Annotated in this window: 6 protein-coding genes and 1 CRISPR repeat array; of the genes, 1 reads left to right on the forward strand and 5 read right to left on the reverse strand. The window is 54.9% G+C overall.

Annotated elements, in window-relative coordinates:
• Window positions 1-198: 198 nt before the first annotated feature.
• The 5 genes from Q0F21_RS03425 to Q0F21_RS03445 all read right to left on the reverse strand — a co-directional run bounded on the left by Q0F21_RS03425 (window position 199) and on the right by Q0F21_RS03445 (window position 8,004).
• Window positions 199-1,377 (reverse strand): cytochrome d ubiquinol oxidase subunit II, encoded by a 1,179-nt coding sequence (locus Q0F21_RS03425; protein ID WP_297237428.1) that lies wholly within the window; start codon window positions 1,375-1,377, stop codon window positions 199-201.
• Window positions 1,378-1,413: 36 nt separating this feature from the next.
• Window positions 1,414-3,006, reverse strand: a complete 1,593-nt coding sequence (locus Q0F21_RS03430) for a cytochrome ubiquinol oxidase subunit I (RefSeq protein WP_297237430.1) — start codon at window positions 3,004-3,006, stop codon at window positions 1,414-1,416.
• A 54-nt stretch (window positions 3,007-3,060) separates the two neighbouring features.
• Window positions 3,061-3,285 (reverse strand): DUF4492 domain-containing protein, encoded by a 225-nt coding sequence (locus Q0F21_RS03435; protein ID WP_297237437.1) that lies wholly within the window; start codon window positions 3,283-3,285, stop codon window positions 3,061-3,063.
• An 888-nt stretch (window positions 3,286-4,173) separates the two neighbouring features.
• Window positions 4,174-4,574: a CRISPR direct-repeat array (repeat unit 37 nt; unit sequence GTCTTAATCCTTGTTTTAATGGAATATGGTCTGCGAG).
• A gap of 207 nt (window positions 4,575-4,781) precedes the next feature.
• The gene (gene cas2 / locus Q0F21_RS03440; protein WP_297237431.1) at window positions 4,782-5,078 is read right to left on the reverse strand and encodes a CRISPR-associated endonuclease Cas2; all 297 of its coding nucleotides are present in this window, start codon (window positions 5,076-5,078) and stop codon (window positions 4,782-4,784) included.
• A gap of 544 nt (window positions 5,079-5,622) precedes the next feature.
• A complete protein-coding gene (locus tag Q0F21_RS03445) occupies window positions 5,623-8,004 on the reverse strand; it encodes a TonB-dependent receptor (RefSeq protein ID WP_297237433.1) in 2,382 nt (793 codons plus the stop codon).
• Window positions 8,005-8,675: 671 nt separating this feature from the next.
• On the opposite strand from Q0F21_RS03445, the gene Q0F21_RS03450 reads away from it, so the two are divergent.
• Window positions 8,676-9,406 (forward strand): phospholipase D-like domain-containing protein (locus Q0F21_RS03450; RefSeq protein WP_297237435.1); only part of this gene is annotated, 731 nt, incomplete at its 3' end.

A 9,406-nucleotide genomic window follows, 5' to 3' on the forward strand; every position in this document is an offset into this window, starting at 1 on the left:
ATTTCTAAACCCGGTATTAGATTTCTCTATTACCGGGTTTAGTGTCGACTATTACCGACTATAGTTTTCTCTATTACCGGTATTAGTCAGAGCCTTGATGCCAACGTGAGGATACCTGCGGAGGTCACAGATAGAGAGAGAGGGTGCAGCCTGACAGGTCAGACTGCACCCTCGATAGTTCTTAGGGATGGGGGGCGATCAGTACTTCTCGTCCTTCGCCATCTCCGACTCATTGATCTTGTGGAAGTCCATCTTGCGCCACACGTAGATGATGTAGCCGAGGACAAAGGGGATCAGGAAGGAGACGTACATCATCGTATTGAGGGTGTACTGCGAGGAGGAGGAGTTGCGGATCGTCAGCGAGCTCTGCAAGTCTCCAAAGGAGGGGTAGTAGGCGGTGTTATTCCACCCGGCGAGGAGGAAGATCACCGTCACCGCCACCACGACACCGATGCCGTGGTACCAGATACCCTTGGTGGAGTCCTTCTTGAAGACCGTCACGCCTATGCCGTAGAGCACCAGGACGACGCCGATGAGGAGGGCGATGAGGAGGGCGGGCTGCTGGATCAGGTTGTGCCAGTACTTATACGGCTCCATATAGACCTCCGACGTCTGCGGATCGACGGCAAAGCCCTTGCCGAGGAGGACGTAGATGAGGAAGGCGAGGAAGGTGACGAGGAAGCAGATCGCATTGGCGGGGACACGCTTCCGGGCGACACGTCTCACCTCAGGGTCGGTGATGTTATTGATGAAGTAGAGGAGTGCGGTGACACGGGTGAGGAAGAAGACGGCGAGACCGAAGACAAGGTTCATCGGATTGAGCACCGCCTCGAGGCCGCGCAACTGCACGGGACCGACACCGGGTACGTCGTAGGGGAGCCAGGTGGAGACGTTTTGGCTGCCACCGTCGAGGTTGGTGAGCGCCTCAGGATTGACGCTGAAGTTGGCTCCGGTGAAGAAGGTAGCCACCGCCGTTCCGATCAAGATCGGAGCGAGGATACCATTGAGGAGCAGAGCCACCTGGTAGGTCTTGGAGCCCCACACATTTCCCTGCTTATGCTGATACTCATAGGAGACCGCCTGCATCACGAAGAGGAGCAGGATCAGCATCCATACCCAGTACGCACCGGGGAAGGAGGTGGAGTAGAAGAGGGGGAAGGAGGCGAAGAAGGCGCCACCAAAGGTGACGAGGGTGGTGAAGGTGAGGTCCCACTTGCGGCCGGTCGAGTTGACCAGCATGCGGCGGTACTTCGGGTCCTTACCGAGACTGAAGATGAGTGACTGTCCGCCCTGGACAAACATCAGGAAGACCAGCAGCCCGGCGAGGAGCGAGATGATAAACCACCAGTAGTTCTGTAAGAAATCGTATGATGCCATAATAAGTAGTGTCTCTTATCTATCTGTGGTGATACATTAGCGCTCCGATGCTGCGGGCAGCGCCTCATCGGTCCGGGGGCCCTTCTTGACCGCATGGACCATGATGCAGATGTCGGCGATCAGCATGGCAGTGAAGAAGCAGACGAAGATCCAGAAGGTCACCTGTACGCTGCTTGCATTGAGATCCGAGATGGCAGCCCCTACCGGGAGCACCTCCTGGATCGCCCACGGTTGACGACCTACCTCAGCGACGATCCAGCCGCACTGAGAGCAGATGTAGACGAGCGGGATGCTGATAAGCATCACCCAGGAGAACCATCCCTGGCGCCTCATGTCATGCTCGGCGGGCTTGGTGATCGTCCTCTTGGAGAAGATCAGCCCGAGGATCGTGACGAGGAGGAAGAAGACAGAGAGGTAGACCATGATGCGGAAGGTGTAGTAGAGCATACCTACGTTGGGCACCAGGTCGGCCTTATTCTCGATGAAGCCGTAGCCGAAGTTGACGAAGTTCTCATCCAGCACCTGACGGTAGCCGGCAGCAGCTGCCTCATCGCCTGCTTTCTTCGCTGCCTTGTAGTCAGCGAGGGCCTGGATCGCCACCTTACCGGAGGCGATGCGGTCGTCAGCAGACATGGCGATGGTGCCGTCACGCTTCGTATAGCCTCCCTCGATGATGTCGCGCATACCGGGGACGTAGGCATTGAAGTCGTTGAAGGCAAGGAAGCTCAGCACCTTGGGCATCTCGAGATTGAAGTTCCACGCTTTCTCCTCAGGAGCCAGCACGGGATGGGCATCCTTATTGGGCATACCGATGAGGGAGAGCGGGGCACCCTGCTGACCGCGCTGGAGGTTCTCCATGGCGGCTAGCTTCATCGGCTGGTACTCTGCCACCTGATTGGCGGAGAGGTGACCGGTGGCGATGGTGAGGACAGAGGCGACGATGCCGAGGGTGGAGGCGAGCTTGATGCTCTCGAGAGCAAAGCGATTGCGCTTATCCTTCAGCAGGTAGTAGCCGCAGATACCCATGGCGACGACGGCACCGAGGAGCCAGCTGGAGATGACGGAGTGGAAGAACTTTGCCACAGCCATGGGATTGAGCGCCACGGCGGCGAAGTCGATCATCTCGTTGCGGACGGTGTCGGGATTGAAGTGCATGCCGGCAGGATTCTGCATCCAGCCATTGGCGACGAGGATCCACCAGGCGGAGATGGTGGCACCGAGGATCGTCATCCAGGTGGCGAAGTGGTGGAAGCGGTCGGAGACCTTGCCCCAGCCGAAGAACATTACCACGAAGAAGGTCGCCTCCAGGAAGAAGGCTACGATACCCTCGATGGCGAGCGGCGCACCGAAGATGTCGCCGACGAAGTGGGAGTAATTGGACCAGTTGGTTCCGAACTCAAACTCGAGGATAAGACCGGTAGCGACACCGATGGCAAAGTTGATCCCGAAGATCTTCTGCCAAAACTTGGCCGTCTCGCGCCAGAAGTCCTCCTTCGTCCGGAGATACTTCGACTCAGCGATTGCCATCACCAAGCCCATGCCCAGCGTCAGCGGGACAAAGAGCCAGTGGTACATCGCCGTCATGGCAAACATGATCCGCGACCAGTCAACAAGTGAACTGAGTAACATAAGATAATGTGATGAGGTTTTGTATAGAAATAATATATCTGCTGCTCGGGTGGTCTACGGGATAGATCGCTCGACAAATTGCTCAACAATATAGTCCTGCTGCTCCTCCTCCGTATCGCCCTTGGAGGCGAGGAAGTCGGGGAAGAAGAAGACCCTGAGGATCGCAAACATGATGAAGAGCTTGATCAGGATCAGCCAGATGAGTGGCTTCCCCCAGGTCATGCCCCGGAAGCCGTCCCGGACGATCACCCACCAGCGGTGGAAGATATTTCCCCGCACGATGGTCGCTTCGCCCGACGGCTCAGGCTGTATAGTGGTAGGCTTCTTGTCGGCCATTTCGGTAGTCTGTTCTGTCGTTACACTCCTTTGCGTCTGTAATATTAGCTACTATTGTCAATAAATACAAATATTAGCCACCAAAAGAGTCCTATTTCGCCCCCTTTTTATCGTAAAAACTGCAATTTGTACAAAAAGCATCACCCCCGGATGACAAACGGGTCACCCGGGATAGGGGTGACGCATTTGAGTAGCACAGAAATCCATCAACTCATTATGAAGGGTGGGGAACGAAGCACCCCTTGTGGGTGCTCGTTGTTTAGCCACGAGGTCGAGGTGCGTAGCACCGAAGACCCGTGGACCGGGCATCGCAAGTAATCGCGACCCCGCAAGGGTGTCGCACCGGTTGCCTGACTCCCTTATAAGTGCGACACCCTGGCGGGGTCGTATATCTTTCCCGAGCTCTTCTTTCCCGGAGTCTTCGGGGCTGCGCCCCTCGACATCCGGGCTAAAGACCGGCGATCCCTCCGGGGCATCGCCCCTGCGGGATCGGCAAACGGGTGCATTAGGAGAGGAATCTCGCGCCGCAGATCTCCTCTGCATAGCGGTAAAGATCAAATGCGTCACACCTGGGTTACCCGGGATAGGGGGTATATGCTCGGCGACACCCTTACCGCGTCGTGATCGCTTGTAATGACTTGTCCACGGGTCTCCCCCCTCCGACTACGATGCCGGGAAGCAGATACCCGCAAGGGGTGCAACTCCGGTCTAATAGTCCCCCGAGAGCGCTCTCCCGCAGAAGGCTATCGCTGAGGGCTTTTGCCCTTGGCGGATAGGCGCATTCTCTAACTCTAATACCGATAGAGGACGGGTCGGACGACCTGCCCCCGATCTCAAATCCTTGTTTTAATGGAATATGGTCTGCGAGAGCTGGTGCTTTTAGCAAGATTCCTGAATCAAAACTGTCTTAATCCTTGTTTTAATGGAATATGGCCTGCGAGCAGGGCTGAGAATGCCAAGGAGGAGAATAAGACGCGGTCTTAATCCTTGTTTTAATGGAATATGGTCTGCGAGTTTATGAACTTCGTGCTGTTGAACAGTTCGGGGGCTGTCTTAATCCTTGTTTTAATGGAATATGGTCTGCGAGTTTATGAACTTCGTGCTGTTGAACAGTTCAGGGGCTGTCTTAATCCTTGTTTTAATGGAATATGGTCTGCGAGTATCTTACGGAATTAGAGATCGTTGATGATGAGCAGTCTTAATCCTTGTTTTAATGGAATATGGTCTGCGAGGGTCAAATCTGTGAAGATCTGTATGTGAGCCCTTTACGACCGAAAAAACCGCAGAACCCGAAAATTTTGAGGGAAAACATGTACCTCTGAGTGCAAATATACAAAGGTTTTTTGAATTGATTGTACAACGTGCCATCTCTACCTTACAATTTTGCGCTTTTTGGTCATTTTCCCTCCTCGTTTTCCTTGGAGAACTGCCTGTAAGCATCAGTAGAAAAGCGTGTTGCGCTTATGGGTAATGATGTCGACATCCAGTTGCTCCCCAATGACGTGCATGGCGTGGAGCTGGTCCGTAGAGATGGGACAGACGATGATGCTGTCGTGATTGTCGTAGAGTGACTGCACCTCAGCGAGGTCTCTCTTGATCTCCTCGTAGGTCGGGCGGGGGAGGTCAGCGAGGAAGATGGAGTCTTGTATGCGTGTGCATCCCTTGATTATCAAGTACTTGGCGATGAGACGACGGACCTTGTTGCTCTCAATGTCGTACATGGTGAAGAAGATCATATTGGTGGTCGGTCTGCTTGTTTCGTTTGCTATGCCTAATAGGCATGAGATACGGCTCTCCAGTGAGGGTAGCTCATCGAGATCCTGGTCTATGTGGCGGGTCGGTCTCGGGGAGTCCTGTACCCCGGCCTAAGCCAGCTTCCGCAGCGCCTCGAGTGGCGATATGGACTCGCGCTTCTTCCTCATGGTGCTCCTTTTCTCTCACCGGCTCCGTCGTCAGTGTGTCTCTATGAAGTCTCTGACGATGTCTGTAAGCAGCTCGTTGAGCTTCTTCCGATATTCTGCGTGATGAGTGTGTGCGGATGGTCTGACGTGAGGTGCGGAAGCCGCTATACGCCCCATCTTGCGGGATGAAATCCGCAAGATAATTCGGTGACGTAGTTTATGGCGATGATTACGGACAGGGTTGACGTTTTTGGACTTACCCAAGGTCTCACCTGGCAAAAGGGCGACGACCGTTAAGGGATCGGGCGCATCATAAGCATGCGTCACCACTGACCCGTCTCGTCACCTCCGGTGAGGTGACAAGCCGGCTGTGCACCGGCTAGTCGTGTCCTGCACTCATACGGTCGATGACTGACTCGAGGGCGCCGGTGCCTTGGTACTTGTCCTTGGAGCTATTGAAGCGGTAGGAGATGGTGAAGGCGATGCGTGGTGGCACGTGCTCGGTGGACTCCATCACGCTGTACCTGGTGGCGGTACGCATGGAGTGGGTGGTATCGAAGAGGTTGCTGATAGAGAGGGTGGTGAGGAGATTTTTTTCCTTAAGCCACTGCTTGGAGATCTCTGCGTAGCTGGTGAGGATGGGGGCGGTGAACTCCATATTGTCTTCGTTACCAAATGGGGTGTAGCCGACGTTGAATACCATGCTGATATCCCTGGGGAGGGTGAATTGATTAGCCACGCTGAGGGCGAGGGTCGCCTTACGCTTGGTGATCCGCTCCTCAAAGTTCCAGAGGTCGTAGCCGATCATCTTGGAGAGGCGCAGGGTGAAGGTGGGCTTCCACCACTTGATCGTAGGACTGGCTACCATCGCCGCCGAGAGACCATGGTGTGGAGGGGCGTTGACGGTCTTGTATAGGGTGATATAGGGGCGAACGACTCCGGTGGTGGGGTCGGTAAATAGTGCAGTCTCAGGGGTGAGACAGTCGCGGCTATAGGTGTGGCTGAGGATGGTGGTAAGCCAGCTCTTACTGAGGGTGAGAGCAGTGGAGTAGTCGATGGCGTCCTTGAGGTTTGGGTCGCCCACCTTGTACTCGTATCGGCTCACGTAGAGGTACTGTGGCTGTAGCTGTACGTAGCTTGGTCGGTGGATCCGGCTCCTGAAGGAGAGCTCGGTGCGCACGCCCAAGAGGCGACCTGTAACTGCCAGTGTGGGGAATAGATTGGTGGTGGTATGGCTCTTATCGGGATCTAATGCCCCCTTGTCTATATACTTATTCGCGAGGTGCTCCATACGTAAGCCTGCGGTGGCACTCCACTCGGAGGCTATCTTGCGCTGATACTCTAAGTAGAGAGCCAGGAACTGCTCCCGCTGTTCGCTATCCAGGTCGGTGAGATTGAGGCTAGCATCGAGATGATTGTAAAAGCGGTTATGGACCTTAGAGTACTCCCCACCCATCTCGAGACGACCGCCCCAGAGTGGTCCGGAGATGTCCAAGCGTGCTCCGGCCGACTGGTACTTCGCCCCATGGCTATTCTCCACGCCTGAGAGCTCGTACGCCTCCGTATGTCCCTCAGCTGCTCTCTCAGTGGAGTGGCTCATACCGGTCCGGTAGTAGTCGAGGTCGATCTGTGCCTTCCAGTCCCCAAACCTCCTTAGGTAGTAGAGATTGGGGCGGTGCGAGGCATTCCACGGCTTGAGGGTCTGTGACTTGCCGAGGTAGCGCTCTACCGCCTCGGGTGTGGGCTTGAGGTGGTTGCTGGTGAGGTCGGAGAACATCCAGGAGTCCTCCTTATCGGCGGCGACACGGTATCTGAAGCCTGCACTCTGCACCTCATCTTCGTAATTGATGCCCACCGTATACTCCTGTGTCTGTACGCCCTCCTTGTGATGGGTTGTGGATTGATTGATCCACTCGCTTTGATCGGTTTTACCGTGAGTACGGAGGGAGGGAAAGGCGTGATTGGTCTGCTCGTCCTTGTACATGACACTGGTGAAGAAGTCCCAATTATTGAGCCGATAATTGAGCCTAAGGTAGGGTTGATAGCCCATGGGACTACTTATCTGATTATTTAGATCGAGCTTTACCTCGCCGCTGAGACCGGTACCCTGCTCGCGCTTGGTGTAGATCTTGATCACCGACTCGGTGGAGGAGCTATACCTGGCACCGGGATTGGTGAGTACCTCTATGTCTCGGATGAGGTAGGGCTTGAGGTTGCGTAGCTGATTGGGGTCGGTCATCAGTCGGTCGTTGATGTAGATGATGGGGGTCCCCTTACCGGCTACCCGTACTTCGGTCCCCTCGATCTCGACGAGTGGCACGCCTCGGAGCACGCTATAGATATCCGATAGGTTTGCGAGCGGAGAGGCCTCTATGGAGGTGCTAATGCCACCGGCGACCATCCGGTGTGTGATACGATTGGCGCTAACGGAGACCTCCTCCAGCACTAAAGCACTCTCCTGTAGTATGATCTTATAGTCGGTGAAGCGCTCGCACCTCACCTCCTTGGGGGTGAAGCCGATCAAGCTTGCCTCGAGTAATAGGGGTAGCTGATGCTGCCCAGTCTGTAGAGTGAAGGAGCCATCGTCACGGGTGACTCCTCCTGTGAGCACCTTGCTGCCGTCGATGCTTTTCGCCTTAACAGTAGCGTAGGGGAGCGGTTCCCCTGCCTCGTCATACACTACCCCACGGAGCTCCTGTGCCGAAACTCCCCACACCCCTACCATCATCAGTAGGGATACCAAGAAAAATAATCGCTTCATTAAACTTATCTAATATGTACTGAGTCGCCTCCCCTCCTCACCCGCAAAGGTAGGTACTATCGCTCGCAACCCAGTTGCACACTTCCGGTAGCCAATTGAATACGTTCTACGGCGCTGCTTCTGGTCACCCCTACGTGAGCAGCCCACTCCTTAGGGAAATCTCTAATACCGATATTAGTTCTAATATCGGTATTAGATCGACGCCCTATCCATCGGGCGAGGGCTGACGCATTTGAGCCTTACATAAGTCATTCAACTCATTGTGAAGATTGGTGAACGATGCACCCCGACAGGGGTGCTCGCTTTTTAGTCACCGGTCGAGGGGCGTAGCCCCGAAGACCCGTGGACCGGGCATCGCAAGCAATCTGCGACCCTGCTAGGGCGTCGCACTATCAAGCTTGCCCGGGAGTGTGACGCCCAGAGGGGGGCGCCGGGAAAGGGAATTTCTGCTCGGCGACCCGCAAGGGGTCGAGGGGATTAAGGCGGGTATTGGCACGTCGGTCATCCGCGAAGCGGTGACCGATGCCTATGGAGCGAGCACCCTTCGGTACATGATTAACCTAATGCTCAAAGGCGTCACCCCTGCCATCGGGCCTTGGACCGCCCATTATTTGGAATAAAATATCTAAATTTGGGCTGCTGCATAAATATGTACCATTTCGCGGAGCCATATGAGTCCCTTCCTATCCAATAATCTTATCCACATAGACAGTACGCTCATCGACAACTCGACCGAGGAGCTCTCCATGCGCTACTGGCTGAGCGAGTGCATCAGTCTTCCTACCTTTGAGACCCTACAGATAGCGACAGGTTACTGGGATCTGCCCGGTATGGCCCTTATAGTGGATGAGCTTAGCCAGTTTCTGGAGAGAGAGGGGACCACTCTGCAGCTCCTCATCGGTAAGGATCCATATGTGTATGCCTCTCAGCTCAAGAATCCTAAGTACAAGGACGCCGAGTATCCCTACGACTTTATCAAGACTGACATCCACGAGCTGGAGCTGAGGGAGGAGTATGAGCGAGTCGTAGCGCTGCTGCTCAAGTACTGCCCGCTGGGTAAGATCCATATCCGTATCTATAGGAGAAACGAGGAGGATGAGACGCAGTTCCTCCACTCCAAGTGTTACCTATTTATTGGTAAGAGTAATTGCTTTGGCATCATAGGCAGCTCCAATTTTACGAAGAGAGGACTCGAAGGGAATGCGGAGCTGAACTATCTGGAGACCGACTCCAAGCGAGTGACTGCGGTCCCCTGCTACGGATCCCCCTCCAAGGGGCATAAGATATGGTTCGAGGAGAAGTGGGAGATCTCCGAGGAGTGGACAGAGACCTTCTTAGAGCAGATACTGAAGCGCTCTCCCATCGGAGGCAAGGTCGATCCCATCGTCCATCCTCAGCCTCA

It is taken from the genome of uncultured Porphyromonas sp. (genome assembly GCF_934359325.1).
In the GTDB taxonomy this organism is placed as follows: Bacteria; Bacteroidota; Bacteroidia; order Bacteroidales; family Porphyromonadaceae; genus Porphyromonas_A.

Coding starts and splice junctions, on each gene's coding strand:
- Q0F21_RS03425 (WP_297237428.1), bottom strand. CDS start 1,377: ATGGCATCATACGATTTCTTACAGAACTACTGGTGGTTTATCATCTCG.
- Q0F21_RS03430 (WP_297237430.1), bottom strand. CDS start 3,006: ATGTTACTCAGTTCACTTGTTGACTGGTCGCGGATCATGTTTGCCATG.
- cas2 (WP_297237431.1), bottom strand. CDS start 5,078: ATGATCTTCTTCACCATGTACGACATTGAGAGCAACAAGGTCCGTCGT.
- Q0F21_RS03445 (WP_297237433.1), bottom strand. CDS start 8,004: ATGAAGCGATTATTTTTCTTGGTATCCCTACTGATGATGGTAGGGGTG.